This is a genomic window from Rhizobium chutanense, assembly GCF_002531935.1.
Lineage (GTDB): Bacteria > Pseudomonadota > Alphaproteobacteria > Rhizobiales > Rhizobiaceae > Rhizobium > Rhizobium chutanense.
The window spans coordinates 23,811-40,054 of the sequence record NZ_NWSV01000029.1; the positions used below are offsets into that span (position 1 = coordinate 23,811).

Annotated in this window: 15 protein-coding genes, 1 tRNA gene and 2 pseudogenes; 5 read left to right on the forward strand and 13 right to left on the reverse strand. The window is 61.9% G+C overall.

The genetic code is table 11. The features are described 5' to 3' along the window. Positions 1-197: 197 nt before the first annotated feature. From CO666_RS28240 to CO666_RS28250, 3 genes are read right to left on the reverse strand one after another with little or no spacing between them, the layout of a single operon-like run. Entirely contained in the window at positions 198-644 is a 447-nt protein-coding gene (locus CO666_RS28240) for an RbsD/FucU family protein (RefSeq protein ID WP_097615330.1), read from the reverse strand. A gap of 9 nt (positions 645-653) precedes the next feature. Next, complete coding sequence (locus CO666_RS28245; protein WP_097615331.1) at positions 654-1,673, reverse strand: aldo/keto reductase; 1,020 nt, start codon at positions 1,671-1,673, stop codon at positions 654-656. A 38-nt stretch (positions 1,674-1,711) separates the two neighbouring features. Then, positions 1,712-3,214 (reverse strand): UxaA family hydrolase, encoded by a 1,503-nt coding sequence (locus CO666_RS28250; RefSeq protein ID WP_097615332.1) that lies wholly within the window; start codon positions 3,212-3,214, stop codon positions 1,712-1,714. A gap of 287 nt (positions 3,215-3,501) precedes the next feature. Here CO666_RS28250 and CO666_RS28255 point away from each other — a divergent pair, with 287 nt between their 5' ends. Next, the gene (locus tag CO666_RS28255) at positions 3,502-4,401 is read left to right on the forward strand and encodes a GntR family transcriptional regulator (protein WP_097615333.1); all 900 of its coding nucleotides are present in this window, start codon (positions 3,502-3,504) and stop codon (positions 4,399-4,401) included. A 232-nt stretch (positions 4,402-4,633) separates the two neighbouring features. Continuing rightward, positions 4,634-6,640 (forward strand): ABC transporter ATP-binding protein/permease, encoded by a 2,007-nt coding sequence (locus tag CO666_RS28260; protein ID WP_097615334.1) that lies wholly within the window; start codon positions 4,634-4,636, stop codon positions 6,638-6,640. Positions 6,641-6,662: 22 nt separating this feature from the next. On the opposite strand, the pseudogene CO666_RS28265 reads toward CO666_RS28260, so the two are convergent. Beyond that, positions 6,663-6,824: pseudogene (locus tag CO666_RS28265) on the reverse strand (MarR family transcriptional regulator); the annotation flags it as partial. Between the two features lie 182 nt (positions 6,825-7,006). Between CO666_RS28265 and CO666_RS28270 the strand changes: the two are divergent. Continuing rightward, on the forward strand, positions 7,007-7,228 hold the full coding sequence (locus CO666_RS28270; protein ID WP_245436881.1) for a hypothetical protein: 222 nt from the start codon (positions 7,007-7,009) through the stop codon (positions 7,226-7,228). 27 nt (positions 7,229-7,255) lie between these two features. Here CO666_RS28270 and CO666_RS34680 read toward each other — a convergent pair. The 8 genes and pseudogenes from CO666_RS34680 to CO666_RS28305 form a co-directional block, all read right to left on the reverse strand. Then, positions 7,256-7,327, reverse strand: a pseudogene (locus tag CO666_RS34680) (nucleoside kinase); the annotation flags it as partial. A gap of 38 nt (positions 7,328-7,365) precedes the next feature. Further along, the gene (locus tag CO666_RS28275; RefSeq protein WP_342588133.1) at positions 7,366-8,892 is read right to left on the reverse strand and encodes an MDR family MFS transporter; all 1,527 of its coding nucleotides are present in this window, start codon (positions 8,890-8,892) and stop codon (positions 7,366-7,368) included. Positions 8,893-9,082: 190 nt separating this feature from the next. Further along, positions 9,083-9,424: a hypothetical protein gene (locus CO666_RS28280; RefSeq protein ID WP_097615337.1), complete on the reverse strand. Its 342-nt coding sequence runs from the start codon at positions 9,422-9,424 to the stop codon at positions 9,083-9,085. 305 nt (positions 9,425-9,729) lie between these two features. Then, positions 9,730-10,050 carry an addiction module antidote protein gene (locus CO666_RS28285; RefSeq protein ID WP_097615338.1) on the reverse strand — a complete coding sequence of 107 codons (321 nt, stop codon included), beginning with the start codon at positions 10,048-10,050 and terminating at the stop codon, positions 9,730-9,732. A gap of 1 nt (position 10,051) precedes the next feature. Further along, entirely contained in the window at positions 10,052-10,417 is a 366-nt protein-coding gene (locus CO666_RS28290) for a type II toxin-antitoxin system RelE/ParE family toxin (RefSeq protein ID WP_097615339.1), read from the reverse strand. Continuing rightward, complete coding sequence (locus CO666_RS28295) at positions 10,414-10,887, reverse strand: hypothetical protein (RefSeq protein WP_097615340.1); 474 nt, start codon at positions 10,885-10,887, stop codon at positions 10,414-10,416. Before CO666_RS28295 ends, CO666_RS28290 begins: the two co-directional genes overlap by 4 nt. A 172-nt stretch (positions 10,888-11,059) precedes the next feature. Beyond that, positions 11,060-11,135: transfer RNA gene (locus tag CO666_RS28300), tRNA-Thr, on the reverse strand. Between the two features lie 122 nt (positions 11,136-11,257). Beyond that, the gene (locus CO666_RS28305; protein WP_097615374.1) at positions 11,258-12,217 is read right to left on the reverse strand and encodes an NAD(P)H-dependent flavin oxidoreductase; all 960 of its coding nucleotides are present in this window, start codon (positions 12,215-12,217) and stop codon (positions 11,258-11,260) included. 285 nt (positions 12,218-12,502) lie between these two features. Here CO666_RS28305 and CO666_RS28310 point away from each other — a divergent pair, with 285 nt between their 5' ends. Beyond that, entirely contained in the window at positions 12,503-13,702 is a 1,200-nt protein-coding gene (locus CO666_RS28310; RefSeq protein ID WP_097615341.1) for a regulator, read from the forward strand. 81 nt (positions 13,703-13,783) lie between these two features. On the opposite strand, the gene ppk2 is transcribed toward CO666_RS28310, so the two are convergent. Next, complete coding sequence (ppk2, locus tag CO666_RS28315; protein ID WP_097615342.1) at positions 13,784-14,665, reverse strand: polyphosphate kinase 2; 882 nt, start codon at positions 14,663-14,665, stop codon at positions 13,784-13,786. A gap of 241 nt (positions 14,666-14,906) precedes the next feature. Between ppk2 and phoR the strand changes: the two genes are divergently transcribed. Then, positions 14,907-16,130 carry a phosphate regulon sensor histidine kinase PhoR gene (gene phoR / locus CO666_RS28320; protein ID WP_097615375.1) on the forward strand — a complete coding sequence of 408 codons (1,224 nt, stop codon included), beginning with the start codon at positions 14,907-14,909 and terminating at the stop codon, positions 16,128-16,130. Positions 16,131-16,244 lie beyond the last annotated feature (114 nt).

Genomic DNA, 16,244 nt, shown 5'->3' on the forward strand with positions numbered 1-16,244 from the left:
TCTCAGGATGCGTTCTCCTCCAATAAACCGGACCGCTGAACGCTGGCGGAGGGTTTTTATCGATAAAAAACATTTGCAGGGAGAAGCTAGCCGAGGCGCAATCAAATTGCAAGAGCGCCGATCCGGCTTTTTTGCTTTGGTAAACTCCCTCCAAGCAACTGATTTTATTTCAATACAACGATAACCTAAAATAGGTATCAGCCCAGGTCGACCTCATGCGGATGCACGACGCCCTTTTTCAGAATTAGGTTGCCATACAGTCGAAACTCGGTGGTCGCGACGATATAGGCGGCCTTGCGGGCCATCGCATAAAAGGCGAACCGCTCCACCGGCACGATGCGGAAATCGCCGGCCCGCCTGGAAACGATCTCCTGGAACTCGGCGCAGACTTCCGGCACCGCGCTGGGATCGCCGACCACCTCCATTCGCCACGCCGTTTCCGGCACGAAAGTGTCGAGCGGCATATGGGTGAGGATCGCCTCGGCCATCGCGGTGGCGCTGACGCCGTCGGCGCGAATGACGGGCGGACCCATCGAGCCCGAGGGAAAATTGGCGTCCGATATGACGATGTCGTCGCCATGCCCCATGGTCTTCAGCGCATGGAGCATATCGGGACCGAGCAGCGGATGAATACCTCTCAGCATAATGTCTCCTCAGACCCGGACCGCTTCGGCGCCGAGCGGCGGCGCGGTGAGCGTATAGGGCTCGAATTCGGCGTAGATCGAGTCGGCAAGTCGCGGCTCGACGATCTCCATGTTGCGTATCAGGCTCGAGGCCTTGGCCGTGCCGATCAGCACCGATGCGACGATCGGATCGCGCAGCGGAAACTGCAGGGCGGGCGCGGCGAGCGGCACCCCGTGGCGCTTGGCGATCGCCTCCATGGCGCCGACCTTGGCCAGCACCTCGTCATCCGCCGGCATATAATCGAAATGCGAGCCCGGCACCGGGCCGGTGGCGAGAATGCCGGAGTTGAAGACGCCGCCGACGACGAGCGAGGTGCCCTTCTGCCGGCAGAGCGGCAGGAGTTCGGCAACGGCCGAACGGTCGAGCAGCGTATAGCGGCCGGCCATCAGGATGCAGTCGAGATCGGCATGGCGCATGACGTCGAGGCAGACCGGCACTTCGTTGACGCCGAGGCCGAAGGCGGAGATCGCGCCCGAGGACTTGAGCTCCTCCAGCGCCTTCACGCCGGAATCGAGGAACTGCTTCTGGTGGACCGCATTCTTCGCCGCGCCATGGGTGTAGCCGCCGAGGTCGTGCACATAGAGAATGTCGATGCGGTTGAGGCCGAGGCGGGCATAGCTGAACTCGACCGAGCGCATGATGCCGTCATAGGAGTAGTCGTAATCGGCATCGAAGGAGAGCGGATCGACATAGCTGTAGTCAGGCACGGTGCCGGTCGGCACCGGCCTGAGCAGCCGGCCGACCTTGGTCGACAGCACATAAGAGCCATCCGGCTGGTCGCGCAGGAAATCGCCGACGCGGCGTTCGGCAAGACCCAGCCCATACCAGGGCGCCACATCGAAATAGCGGATGCCGCTGTCCCAGGCCGCCTGCAGCGTCTCCATCGCCTGCTCGCGCGGGCAGGCGCGGTAAAGACCGCCGAGCGCTGCCGCGCCGAAGCTGATTTCGGTCACCTCGAGCCTGGTCTTGCCGATCTTTCTCGTCTTCATCATTCCTCCTCGCCAGGACGTCAAATTCGTTTCTCTATCTAGAGCGTTGCGCCCAGATGCCAGGGCACGAATTCGTTATCGCCGTAGCCGAAGAGTTCGCTCTTGGTCTTCTTGCCCGAGGCCGTGTCGACGATCAGCTCGAAGATCTCGCGGCCCTTGCCGCTGATCGTCGCGTCACCCGTGGCGATCGTGCCGCAATCGATGTCCATATCCTCTTCCATCGAGGCATAGAGCGCCGAATTGCTGGAAAGCTTGAGCGACGGCGCCGGCCGGCATCCGAAACAGCTGCCGCGGCCCGTGGTAAAGGCGATCATGTTGGCGCCGCCGGCCACCTGGCCGGTCGCCGAGACCGGGTCGTAGCCGGGCGTGTCCATGAAGACGAGGCCGGGGGCGGTGACGCGCTCGGCATAACCATAGACCGCCGTCAGCGGCGAGCGCCCGCCCTTGGCAACCGCGCCGAGCGACTTTTCCAGGATGGTGGTGAGCCCGCCGCGCTTGTTGCCGGGCGACGGGTTGTTGTCGAGCGAGGCGCCGTGCAGGGCGACATAGTCTTCCCACCAGGCGATTTTCTCGTCGAGCTTTTTTGCCACCTCGTCGCTGACGGCGCGGCTGCGCAGCAGATGTTCGGCGCCGTAAATCTCAGAGGTCTCCGACAGGATCGCCGTGCCGCCGGCCGCTGCCAGGAGATCGGCGGCGACGCCGAGCGCCGGATTGGCGGTGATGCCGGAAAAGCCGTCCGAGCCGCCGCATTGCAGGCCGATGATGATCTCGCCGACCGAGATCGGCACGCGCTTTTCCTTGCCGACATCGGCGGCGATTTCACGCAGCATGCCCATGGCGCGCTCGACCGCACGGCGCGAACCGCCGGCATCCTGAATGTTGAAATGCCGCTTGGAAGCGCCGGCACCGCTCTGGCCGTAGAGCGTCAGCTGATTGACCTCGCAGCCCAAGCCGATCATCAGCACGCCGCCGAAATTCACGTGCCTCGTGTAGCCGGCCAGAGTCCGGTGCAGCACATTCATGCCGTCACCGGTCGAGCTCATGCCGCAGCCCTGGTCGTGCACGATCGGCACGAAACCGTCGATGCCCTCGTAATGCGGCAGGATCGTCCGGTTCGCCTCGTCGGCGATCGCCCGGCAGACCGTGGTGGAACAGTTCACGCTGGCGATGATGCCGATATAGTTGCGCGTCGCCGCCCGCCCGTCGGCGCGGCGATAGCCCATGAAGGTACGGGCCTTGTCTTCGGCCGTCGCCGTTTCCGGCGCCGAATTGGCGGTCGCGGCCAGCCGGTCGTTTTCGAAATGCAGGTTGTGGCTGTGCACATGGTCGCCGGCCTTGACCTCGGCCGTGGTGCGGCCGATCGCCTGGCCGTATTTAACGACGGGGGATCCAAGCGGAATATCGGCAATTGCCACCTTGTGGCCGGGGTCGATCTTTTGGCGGGCCTCGATGCCGGCAACCATCGAACCCGGCGCGATTGAGCCCGTTGCGACCGCGACATTGTCGCCGGCCGACAGGATGATCCAAGGCAGTTTGTCCAAGTCTCTTCTCCCTGGAGCATGATGCCGAAAAACCTCAGCGGTTTTCGGGCGGCATCCTGCTCTAACTGTTGAACTCAGAAACGCTCGCTGCATCGGCGAATGCGCATTGATTTTGTTTTTTATCTACAATAAACATTTTCAAGTCAACGGGAATATTGATCCTGTGGACGAGGGAGGCAATGGGCCGCAGGCGACCGGAAATAAGCTAAAGGTCGTTTGAACAAGCCCCGGCCGGTTTGCCCTGCTTTAGAGCGGGCGACGGGCACGAGGGCGGAAAGCGGGGTCTGATGGCAAGGCAGAATACGGTCTTCAAGGAAGCCTATAACAGGTATGCCGCGGCGCTCCGCACGGATACCGCACTGCCTTCGGAGCCGGAGATCGCCGCCCAGCTCGGCGTCAGCCGCTCGACGGCGCGCGCCATCCTGACGCGGCTCAGCGACGAAGGCATCATCCGCTGGAACAAGCGCCAGAAGATCGTGCTGCGCCAACCCACAGACCGCGACCTCTTTCCCTCCGAAGAGACCGACTCCCTGCACGACATCATCGAGCGCAGCTTCATGCAGCGCATCCTCGCCGACGATGCCGCCCCCGGCATGCAGATCAACGAGCTGGAGCTTGCCCGCGAGATCGGCACCGGCACGACGAGCGTGCGCGAATTCCTGATCCGCTTCTCCCGCTTCGGCCTCATCGAGAAACGGCCGAACAGCCATTGGACGCTCAAAGGCTTTACCCGCGAATTCGCCCTCGAACTGGCCGATGTGCGCGAGATGTTCGAGCTGCATTCGGCCGCCGAATTCGGCCGGCTTCCCCGAGGCCATCAGGCCTGGACCGATCTTGCCGCCATCCGCGACGACCATCATGCCATGCTTGCCGACATCAACCAGCGCTTCCGGGATTTTTCCGTCCTCGACGAACGCTTCCATTTGCTGATCCACCGCGCCTCGAAAAACCGCTTCATCGCCGATTTCTACGACGCCATCGCCATCGTCTTCCACTATCACTACCAGTGGAACAAGACCGCCGCCCGCGAGCGCAACGAGCGCGCCATCCACGAACATCTGGATTATATCGCCGCCTTGGAATCCGGCGACCAGGCCGCGATCGAAAAAGCCTGCCGCGCGCACCTGCACTCCGCCCGCCAGACCCTGCTGCAATCCTTGCCGCAGATGGCGACGGAGACTGCGTGAGGTTGGGTGGGACGTCTCGGTTCACCGTCCAAAACCCCTCCCCACAAGGGGGAGGGACTAACCCGGAGCGCCCGCCTCGTCCCACTCGAAACGCCGCAGATATGGAAAACGGGTGCGGCAGGTTAAGCCCCTCCCCCTTGTGGGGAGGGGTTGGGGAGGGGTCTTGGACGGCACAAACAGGACAGCCTAAGATCCTATGAAACCTTCTGATCCCTAAGCCGTTATCGTGCCTATGGCCGACGCTAAATTCAATCCGGACTCGGTCGACGGCACCGAACCGCACGGTGCCGGGAACTCGCCCCAGGAGACGGCATCGACGGTGGAGGTCGTGCCGCCGCCGGATGTTATCGAACCCGATCCGGAACTGACGCCCGAGGAGGCCGAGCAGGCGCGCAAGAAATATCTGCTCAAGCGGTTCTGGATCAGCGCACGCCGTTTCTGGGGTCGCGGCGGCGATAAGCTCGCCTGGCCGTGCTCGATCGGGCTGCTGGCCCTGATCGGCATCAATGTCGGCTTCCAATATGGGATCAATCGCTGGAACCGGGCGATTTTCGACGCCATCGAGCGACACGATGCCGGCACCGTCTATTTCCTCAGCGCCGTCTTCCTGCCGCTGGTGCTCGGAACCGTCGCCGTTGTCACCACGCAGGTCGCCCTTCGCATGATGATCCAGCGCCGCTGGCGGTCCTGGCTGACGACGGCGGTGATCGCGCGCTGGCTGGCAAACGGCCGTTACTATCAGCTGAACCTCATCGGCGGCGACCACAAGAACCCCGAAGCGCGCATTTCCGAGGATTTGCGGATTGCCACCGAAGCCCCGGTCGATTTCATCGCCGGTGTCATATCGGCCTTTCTCTCCGCCTCGACCTTTATCGTCGTGCTCTGGACGATTGGCGGCGCCCTCACTTTGCCGATCGCCGGGTTTACCGTCACCATTCCCGGTTTTCTCGTCGTCACCGCGGTCCTCTACGCCGCGATCACCTCCAGTTCGATGGCGGTCATCGGCCGGCATTTCGTCCAGGTCTCCGAGACCAAAAATCAGACGGAAGCCGAATTTCGCTATACGCTGACGCATGTGCGGGAAAACGGCGAAAGCATCGCCTTGCTCGGCGGTGAAGAGGAGGAGCGCAACGATCTCCACAAGACCTTCGCCAAAGTGCTCGCTCAATGGGCGCTGCTCGCCCGCCAGCACATGCGCACGACGCTGATGTCGCATGGATCGATGCTGATTGCGCCTGTCGTGCCGGTGCTGCTGTGCGCTCCGAAATTTCTCGAAGGCAGCATGAGCCTCGGACAGGTCATGCAGGCGGCCTCCGCTTTCGCCATCGTTCAGGGTGCGTTCGGATGGCTGGTCGACAACTATCCCCGTCTTGCCGATTGGAACGCCTGCGCACGGCGCGTCGCTTCGCTGATGATGTCGCTCGACGGGCTCGAGCGGGCCGAACAGAGCGACGCTCTCGGCCGCATCAAGCATGGTGACACTGAAGGCGAGGCGATGCTCAGCCTGAACGATCTCTCCGTGTCGCTCGACGATGGCACTGCCGTGGTCAAGGAAACCCGGGTCGCGATCGAACCCGGCGAGCGGGTGCTGGTGGCAGGCGAATCCGGTTCGGGCAAGAGCACGCTGGTGCGGGCGATTGCCGGCCTCTGGCCGTGGGGCGAGGGCAGCGTCGATTTCCACCCCGACAGGCGATTGTTCATGTTGCCGCAGCGGCCCTACATCCCCTCCGGAACGCTGCGCCGTGCGGTCGCCTATCCCGGCGCGGCCGATCGCTGGCCGGCGGATCAGATCAAGGCGGCCCTCGACAAGGTGGGACTGGAATACCTGAAAGACAGGATCGAGGAAGAGGCGCCGTGGGACCAGACCTTGTCGGGCGGCGAAAAACAGCGGCTCGCCTTTGCGCGTCTCTTGCTGCACACGCCCGATATCATCGTGCTGGACGAAGCGACGTCGGCGCTCGATGAGAAGAGCCAGGACCGGATGATGCAGATGGTGATCCACGAATTGCCCGAGGTCACCATCATCAGCGTCGCCCATCGCGCCGAGCTGGAAGCCTTCCATAGCCGCAAGATCACGCTGGAGCGCCGCCGGGGCGGCGCAAAGCTTGTCAGCGATATCGATCTCGTCCCGCGCAAGAGAAAAGGCAACCTGCTGTCACGCGTCTTGGAGAACCGCCGTTCCCTGCCGAAGGGCAGCACCAGCTCGAATAAAGCGGCCCAGCCCCGGAAAGAAAATTGAGGTCCGCTTGGTGACGAGCGCATCAATCGTGTGACGCAGCCTCTGTGCTGGCAATCCGATCCAGATTTTCGATCAGCCGCCTGAGTAGATCGGCAAGTTGCCCCGCTTCCGCATCCGTGAACCCGGTCAATGCCTCACGATTGCCCAGGAACAAGGCCGCAATCGCCTCGGGCATACCGTCCCGCATACCTTCCGCATCGAAGGCGGTAAGGTCGTTCGCTTGGATATCCAGGATACCCCGTAAGCTTACACTGACTATGTCGGGGCAATTTCCTGGCGACAGCGCATAAGGCGAGCATTCTTGGTGGGAAGAAATTCAATATTATATTCAGAACATCGAGGTGTTTCAAAAGGTTGCTTTGCGCCGTGACGGAAGAAAAACAAACGCCGGTTCGCGGCTTGATTTCATTGGTCAAAATCGCGTGGACCGTTTCGGTTGTCATTGTGGCAGCAGCTGTGGGTGCCTGCATCGGCTGGCAAAATCACGGCTTGGCCGGAGCGTTGGCGCTTGGCTTTGTCGGCCTTGTCGCCGGAGGCTTCCTCAGCTCACCGTCGTTTCTTTTGGAAATGCTGGTCGGGCTGATTTAGACTCCTTTCGACTTTGAGTTCCAGCCACTGCAGTTCTTCCGCTACGGTGGTTTTGCCGATGCCGGAAACGCCTTCGATTAGATAGTTTCTGACGCCCATTTTCGCTTTCGTATCCCTGATCGGCCCCGCCGAACCGCTCAATGCGAAGCCGCTTCGCTGGCCGCAGGCGCCTCTTCCCGCTTCCAGCCGTGGCCGACCGGGATCAGCCAGGTGGTGAAGAAGGTCAGCACCGCGACGACGACCACGCCCCAGAAGCTCCAGTGCAGTGCGGCATCGAAGACGGCGCGGATTGCCGGGTCGGCGGCGAGCGCCGAGAGCCCGGTCGGCTGGTTCAGCGCCTGATGCAGGCCTGCCGCCGCCTCACCGCTCGCATAATGGTTGATGCCGGCGTTCAGGATCGCGCCGAGCACGGTGGCGCCGAGCGTATTGCCGAGGCTGCGGGCAAAGATGATCGAGGCCGTGGCGCTGCCGCGCATCGACCATTCGACGCTGTCCTGCACCAGCACGATGCTGGTGAGGCTGATCAGACCCATGCCGAAGCCCATGAAGAAGGAGCCGACGCCGGCAATAACCGGCGAGCTTTCCGGCGTCAGGAACAGCAGGAAGCAGGCGCCGAACGGAAACATCAGGCTGCCGACGCGCAAGGTTCGGCGAATGCCGAAAGCCTTGTAGAAGCGGCTGGAGAGCATCACCGCCAAGGGCCAGCCGACGACCAGCATGGTCAGCGTGAAGCCGGCAACGATCGGCGAGCGGCCGAGCACGCCCTGCACATAGATCGGCAGGATGGTGGAAAGCCCGATCAGCGCCATGCCGGCGAGCAGCGTTGCCGCATTGCTGGTGGCAATCAGCCTTCGGCTCCACAGCGGGATCGAAATGATCGGCTCCGGCGCCCGCTTTTCCTGGGCGAGGAAGAGGACGCCCGCGACCACGAAGACGGCAAACAGCGAGATCAGAATCCCCGCCCCGGCATCGGTTTCCGTCAGCATGACGAGCAGCGCCACGATCGAGATCGAAAACAGCACCGATCCGAGGTAATCGATCCTTGCCTGTTTGTGCGCCACATCCTCCTTCAGGAAGACCATGAAGGCGATGATCGAGATGACGCCGATCGGCAGGTTGATCCAAAAAATCCAGGCCCAGGAGAAGGTGTCGACGATGATGCCGCCGGCGAGCGGCCCGACCACGGCCGATGTCGCCCAGACGGTCGCCATCGCGCCCTGCACGCGGCCGCGCTCCTCAAGCTTGAAGAGATCGCCGATGATGGTCATCGTCACCGGCTGGATGGCGCCGGCCCCCAGCCCCTGCAGCAGCCGGAAGGCCACCAGCGACATCATCGACCAGGCAAAGCCGCAGAGCAAAGAGCCGGCAAGGAAGATCAGGATGCCGCCGATCAGCACCGGTTTGCGCCCGAAAATGTCGGAAAGCTTGCCGTAGATGACGGTGGTCGTCGACTGCGCCAGCAGGAAAGCCGAAAACACCCAGCTGTAATAGGAGAAGCCGCCGAGCTGCCCGACGATGCGCGGCATCGCGGTTGCCACGATCGTCGCCTCGATCGCCACCATGAAGGTGGCGAGCATGATGGTGGCGACGACAGGCACGCGGTTGGAGCGATGCGCTGCATTCGACATGACGATCCTCTTCGGGTGCTCCGCAGACGCCGGAATACGGCAGGCTGGCTGGGTGTGGGGCGATGGCCAAGTGCGGAGTGACGGGTCGTTTTACGTCCGCAAGCGCGAGTCGTAAAGCCGTTCCCCTGACGGCCGTTATTTTCGTCCGATGGGGGAGCGGCCGAAGCGAAGGCCCGGCGCCGCTTCGGTCGGAGCCCTCACGGTCAGAAAGTCAGACCATCCTTCCTCATTGCGGGCAGGCCTCACCGCCCGATCCGCTGCTATCGGCGGAACCGGCGGTGCAACTCGGCGTCGGCTGCAGATCCGGATTGACCCCGCCGGGATTGATCGTACTGCGGCCGCTATTGAGCTCGACCCCACCATTGCCGCTGGTGCTGCCGGTGGTGCCGGCAGAGCCGGTTCCAGTCGAACCGGTGCCGGCGGACCCACCGCCCGAACTCCCCGATCCCCCGATAACGGGCGCCACCGAAAGCCGCCCACTGGAATCCACCCCGCCTGCCGTCTGCGCCAGCGCCGGGCCGGCAAGACCGATGGAAAGCAGCGATATCGCGATGAATTTGCAGGACATAGTTTTCTCCATGCTTGTTGTCTCGAGCGGAGAACCCAAGCGGCGGCGCCATTGTTCCTGTCGCGGTTGCGGTTTTCACTGTGGTTTGATTGAGGGATAAACCTTTATGCGCAACTGCTGACGGCATGGCTCGACTTCATCGAAGCAGAACGCGCCGAGCAGATGTTCATAGCTTTAAAACGGGAGTAACGGCCTGGGCGGCGACCGGAGCTGTATCTCCATGACGGTGGGACAAGCGGGCTATCGAGGCTCGAAATTTGTTTAAACCTCGGAGCGGCCTCAGCGTGCGAACCGGCCCGTACGTCCTAAGCAGATCGGCGCTCGTCCTCCCGCGCTGAAGCATCCACACGCGTCGCCGTCAGCTTATATCCGAGAGCTGCGGCGACACCGATGAGCGTCGAGAGTTTCGGGTCGCCTTTTTCACTGAGAGATTTGTAGAGAGCCTCGCGGGTAACGCCGGCATCCCGGGCGACTTGTGACATGCCACGCGCTTTCGCAACAACGCCCAATGCGTGCGCAATATAACCGGCATCACCGCTTTCAAACGCATCTTCAATGAGATGGGTCTGAGATTCTTCGGTATCCAGAAACTCGGTTGCGTCAAATGGGATGATTTCGAGCGCCATCTCAGATCTCCTTGGACATTTCGATTGCTCGCTTGATGTCCCGCTCCTGACTACCCTTGTCGCCCCCGCACAGGAGAATAACGACAATGTTGCCCTGCATTGCAAAATACAAACGATACCCTGGACCGTAGTCGAGCCTCAATTCCCCGATGCCATCGAAGAATTTGTGGTCTCCCAAATTGCCGGCCTCCGCACGAACGATGCGGGTGACAATTCGATCTCTTGCATTCCGATCCTTCAGCTTGCGCAGCCATTTCTGGAATTCGACGGTCTGGAGGATGGTGTATTTCTGTGAACTATAATTAACGCCCTCCTGGGCGTAGTCAACTTTTTGTTGATCGGAGCGCTGAGGTGGCTCTCCCGTCATTCGTCATCCATCAAATGAAACTCTCGCGCCGCCTGAGGGCAGAGAAGGCTGAACTGCTCGATCAGCGGCGGCATCCCCGAAGCGCATGATACGTCTGCATTCTCCGGCAATGGGAAAGTGACACTCTGCGGTGTTCCGGCAGAAGGTTCGAAGGACAGGGTGCCTTCGCTGCAATTGGCGGTGGAACGGAAAGTGTCTTTCCCATTCTCTTTCGTGTACATCGCTACGCACTGCTTGACGGTCAGTTTGCCGCCATGGGCTCTTGTCTCCCATCCTGGGTCTCGCTTGCAATATTCCTGGAAGTCGGCCCGAGTGAGCTTGCCCTCCATCACTGCTGCGCTTGAATCGATGCCGGTCTTGCTGACCAGCGTTCCGTTCCATCCAGCACATGAGGCGAGGGGGAAGTCTTTTGCCTGCGCGGCGGACAGGGTAAATGTGAAAAGCGCGATGCTTAAAAGCGATGTCCGCATAGATCCTCCTAATTGCCAAACCTGCTCGCGTTCGGTCGATATCGGTCGCGCATCTGTCGACGAAGGGCAGCCCAGCCGCCTTGAGTGAAGAAGCCCTCAAGCCGTTGAAGCTTTCCGTGACGACTCGCCAAGGCCAGTCTAAAGCTGGATATAGAATTTTAAGAGAGAAAAATGGTGCCGCTTGCAGGACTCGAACCTGCGACCCCATCATTACGAATGATGTGCTCTACCACCTGAGCTAAAGCGGCATCTCAGGACCGAAACATGCGGCCCGCGATTTGCATGGCGCTGATACAGCCATTGTCCGAAGATTTCAAGCGCCCTGTCATGCCTTTGGCAAAAAAGAGGGAAAGGGCCAAGAAAGCGCGCCTCAGAGCGCCAGCCGGGCGCGCGCCGCCTTGTATTCGGCCTCCAGCCGGTCGACGAGTTTTGCCACCGGCTCGACGGCCTTGACGGCGCTGATGCCCTGGCCGCTGCCCCATATGTCCTTCCAGGCCTTGGCGCCGCCGGTTGCCTGTTCGAAATCCATCTTCGAGGGGTCGGCGAGCGGCAGGTTGTCGGGGTCCATGCCGGCGGCGACGATCGAGGGCTTGAGATAATTGCCGTGTATGCCGGTGAAATAGTTGGAATAGACGATGTCGCCGGCTGCCCCTTCGACGATCGCCTGCTTGTAGGCTTCGCTGGCGCGTGCCTCTTGCGTGGCGATGAAGGGCGAGCCGATATAGGCCATGTCGGCGCCCATCGCCTCTGCGGCGAGGATGGCGCCGCCGGTGGAAATCGCGCCGGCCAGCAGCAGCGGCCCGTCGAACCATTCGCGGATTTCCTGGATCAGCGCGAAGGGCGACAGCGTGCCGGCATGGCCGCCGGCGCCTGCCGCTACTGCGATCAGCCCGTCCGCACCCTTGCGGATGGCCGAATGAGCGTGGCGGTTGTTGATAATGTCGTGCAGCACGATGCCGCCATAGGAATGCACGGCGGCATTGACCTCCGGCACGGCGCCGAGCGAGGAGATCACAACAGGCACCTTGTATTTGACGCAGAGCGACAGATCGTGTTCCAGCCGCTTGTTCGACATGTGGACGATCTGGTTGACGGCAAAGGGGGCGGCCGGCCGATCGGGATGGGCGGCGTCGTGACGGGCGAGTTCTTCGGTGATCTCCGCCAGCCATTCGTCGAGCTGGCTTTCCGGCCGGGCGTTGAGCGCCGGAAAGGCGCCGATCACACCCGCCTTGCATTGCGCCAGCGTCAGCTTGGGATGCGAGATGATGAACAGCGGCGAGCCGATGACCGGCAGTCTCAATTTGTCTTTGAGGATCGGGGGCAGGGCCATGTCCATCGCTTCCATTGACGTTTACGAAAACGTCAATCTCATAGCAGAGAAGAAAAGCCGATAAAAGAGCGGCTGCCATGCCTTCGCCGATTTCACCCCGAATATATGTCTGCGAAAGCTGATAGAATAAGGCCTGCAAGCGCTGAAACCTGCCGATTATCCCCGCCGATCAACTGCGTGCCAGGCCCGCAAGGCTTGCGGTTTGCCGCACTTGCCGTTACCGAATTTTGATGGAGAACGGCGGGGATTGCAGTCCGATGCCGAGTTCAAGGTGAAGGACTTGACGTGAGCGGATTAGAAACGGCCATCAGAACAGCGCTCGACAATTCCGAGCGCGACAATCCGGAGGTTCGAGCGAGGATCTATCAGTCGGCCCGCCAGGCGCTGGAAGCCGGCCTTCGTAAGCAGGATATCACCGATACCGAGGTCGTCGCCCATCACCGCCATCGCCTGGAAAGCACCATCCACGCCATCGAAAGCGAGGAGCGTGACCGCCTTCACCCGCGCCAGAGGCCGCCTGAAGTGCCCGTGCCGCCGGTCGTTGAAATGCCGGCGCCGCCGGTTCATCGGGGTGATGTGGCCGATATCGACAATCTCGTCGACGGCCCCGGGGCAGATGCACGGAGCCGCGCTCCCGAGGTGGCCCACAGCCGCCGCGACGATTTCAGCCTCGACGACGTGCATGCCGGCAGTACCGACCACCTGGCTGCGGCTCCGGTCGGCGACGAGCGGCTTCTGCGCGGCCAGCGCGCTACCGACATGGATTTCCGCCCGGAGCGGGCGGCAGGCCGCCGCAAGCCGCGCAAATTCTTTTCGAGGCTTCTTGTCTGGTGCGTGCTGCTCGCCTTCATCGGCATCGGCGCCTGGTGGGCGCATACATCGGGCCTGCTGCTGACGGCGGCCGAACGCGACACCAGCGTCGCCAACCCGCCGGCCAGCACCCAGCCGGAAGATTTCACCGGCAATGACGACAGCGCCGCAAAAGCGACCCCTCACACCGACGAGCCGGTGACCATCGATCCGCAGAACAGTTTTTCGGCCGATTGGATCCCGCTGTTCAAGCCCGACGACGCCGACAAGATCCAAAGTGGCACGCGGGCGCGCACCGAAAAAATCACAGAAAATGACGGCCCCGCCATCCGCCTGATTTCGCAGAGCGGTGCCGCCGATGGCAATATCGCCATCAGCGTGCCGCCTTCGGTGCTGCAGCAGCTTGCCGGCAAATCCTCGACGATCGCGCTGACGCTGCAGTCGACCAGCGACGAGCCGACCCAGGTCACCGTCGAATGCAATTTCCAGTCGCTCGGCAATTGCGCCCGCCATCGTTTCAACGTCACCCGGGAAAAATCGGACGCGCTGCTGCAGGTGAAGTTCGACCGCTCGCTGGCGCCGAATGCGCCGGGCACGCTCGTCATCAACAGCGATCTCGACGGCAAGGCGCGCGGCATCAACCTCTTCGCCATCCGCATCCTGCCCGGGCAGTGATGCCAGCCGCGGCGAAGCCGATGGCCTCGGTCCCAGCAAAGCTGGTGGCCCGGCTTCCGCTCGCCGCCTCTTTCAGAAAGCCTATTTCAAGAATCCATGCCCGGAGCCGATGATCTGCTCATCGACCGTGCCGAGCACCTTCTTGTCCTTGCCGTCATAATCCATCCGGTTCAGCATGTGGCGGATCAGTTCGAGCCGCCCCCGCCGCTTGTCGTTGGCGCGGATCACCGTCCAGGGCGCGAAATCCGTATGGGTTTCCTTCAGCATCCGGTCGCGTTTGGCGCTGTAATCGTCCCATTTCGTCAGCGCCGCGATGTCCATCGACGATAGTTTCCAGACTTTCAGCGGGTCGTGCCGGCGGTCGTGGAAGCGCTTCAGCTGCATCTCGCGGCCGATATCGAGATAGAATTTGAAGAAGAAGATGCCCTCATGGGCGATGATCTTTTCAAGCTGCGGCGCCTGCTTGAGAAAATCCTCGTATTGCTGCGGCGTGCAGAAGCCCATGACCGGCTCGACGCCGGCGCGGTTGTACCAGGAGCGGTCGAACAGCACGAATTCGCCTGCGGTCGGAAACTGCGCGACATAACGCTGGAAATACCACTGTCCCTGTTCGCGCTCGGTCGGCTTCGTCAGCGCCACGACGCGGGCAAGGCGGGGGTTCATATTCTCCGAGGAGGCCGAGATCGCGCCGCCCTTGCCGGCGGCATCCCGCCCTTCGAACAGCGCCATCACCCGCTTGCCGGTCGCCTGCAGCCAGAACTGCACCTTGACGAGTTCCACCTGCAGCTTTTCCAGCTGCTCGACATAATCTTCTTCCTTGAGTTTCTTCTTGTAGGGAAATTCGCCGGATTCCAGCGCATGTTCCTCCACCCAATCCGGCAGAACGGGATCGTCGACATCGAAGATGCGTTTCTTTCCGCGAATATCCAGCGCCACGGCCCTGCTTTCGACGTCCTCGCCCATGTGCTTCTCCTGCCTCCGATCGTTTCTTTCTTTCAGGCGAACATAGTTACCGTTGAAAATCAAATCTTTCGCGGTCGGCCGATAATTTTTCGTGGGTTTCGGCTGCGGCCCTTCGCATCACGGCGGCCTCCGGAAAATTTCTGTCATGAATTGCCGCTATCAGGCAGAGTTCAATATAAACATAAACGAATCGACGCCGCGAGGGCACTTGCAAGACGAAACATCGTGGACAACCAGCCTGTTGGCGCGCATCCGGCGCGAGCGGCCGGTGCTGCTTGCGGCAATCCTCAGCGCCCTTGTCGCCCTTGCCGCCGGCATGAACAAATGGGTTGTGTTTGGTCTGCTGCTGGCCATGGTCCTGACCGCGCTGTTCAACGAGGCGCCGGTGATCAAGGCCGAGCCCGTCGAACCGGTGGCGATCGAGCCGGAAGCGCCGCCGAGCCGGCTGCCGGAGATTTCCGCCACGCTTTCCGGCCTCGACATCCCGGTCATGCTGCTGTCGGGCGATGCCTCGGTGCTTTTCCAGAACCGCGCTGCCGAAAAGGCCTTCGGCGAGGTGGTCCTCGGCGCCCATATCTCGGCCCGCCTGCGCTCGCCGGGTGTGCTCGACATGGTGCGCGAAACCATCGCCACCAACGCCCCGAACCAGATCGAGCATGCCGAGCGGCTGCCCTCCGAGCGCGTCTATATCGTGCGCAGCGCGCCCATCGAATTTGCGGCCGAAGAGGGCATGCGCGAGCGTTATTTCATTCTCTCCTTCCGCGATATTTCAGAGGTTCGGCGCATCGACCGGATGCGGTCGGATTTCGTCGCCAATGCCAGCCATGAGCTGCGCACGCCGCTTGCCTCGCTGCGCGGCTTCATCGAGACCATCCAGGGGCCGGCGAAGAACGATCTGAAGGCGCAGGCGCGTTTCCTCGCCATCATGTTCGATCAGACGACGCGCATGAGCCGGCTGGTCGACGATCTTTTGTCGCTGTCGCGGCTGGAGCTGAAATCGCACATTGCCCCGGACGAGAAGATCGATCTGGTGCCGCTGCTCGGCCATGTCAGGGATTCGCTGGTGCCGCTGGCAAGGGATGTCGGCGTCGCCATCAACCTGCATCTGCCCGATGGCAAGGTCGAGGTGCTGGGAGACCGCGACGAGCTTGTCCAGGTCTTCGAGAACCTGATGGAAAATGCCTGCAAATACGGCCAGGAGGGCGAGGTCGTCGATGTCTGGCTGAAGAACGGCGCCGGTGAGCCCGTCGAGGTCAGCATTATCGACAAGGGGCCGGGCATTCCGGCCGAGCACGTGCCGCGCCTGACCGAGCGCTTCTACCGCGTCAGCATCGAGGACAGCCGCTCGAAAAAAGGCACCGGCCTCGGCCTCGCCATCGTCAAACACATCCTCACCCGCCACCGCGCCCGCCTGATCGTCAAATCCGAAGTCGGCAAGGGGACTGATTTTACGGTGCGCTTCTGACTGCGCATGTCCCTTCTCCTCGCAACCGACGAGAAGATGTGCGTGCGAGAGATTGATGGGGAACGGAGAGGCTGCCGCAACTCTCTTCTCCCCAGCGGGGAGAAGGTGCCGGCA